General features: G+C 42.4%; 1 tRNA gene. It reads left to right on the top strand.

The window, feature by feature from the left end:
• Positions 1–22: 22 nt before the first annotated feature.
• Positions 23–98, top strand: a tRNA-Glu gene (locus DV415_RS10130).
• The last annotated feature ends 157 nt before the right edge of the window (positions 99–255 follow it).

Genomic DNA, 255 nt, shown 5'->3' with positions numbered 1-255 from the left:
AGATAGAGTATCTTTAATTGATGTCCCCATCGTCTAGAGGCCTAGGACATCGCCCTTTCACGGCGGTAACCGGGGTTCGAATCCCCGTGGGGACGCCAATTAAAGATAACTTTGTTAGATTATCTTATTGTTCTTTAAAAAATTGGAAACAAGCTGAAAACAAGAGATTTTCGAGAGAAAGTCTGAGTAGGCAAGGCAGGAAAGTGAACGAGGGAACTGAGAAGGAAACTCTGAAAGCAAACCTGTTTTGCATAA

The organism is Haemophilus haemolyticus (assembly GCF_003490595.1).
Classification (GTDB): Bacteria; Pseudomonadota; Gammaproteobacteria; order Enterobacterales; family Pasteurellaceae; genus Haemophilus; species Haemophilus haemolyticus_L.
Note: the sequence above shows the minus strand (reverse complement) of the source record. Positions and strands in the feature narration are given on the sequence as shown.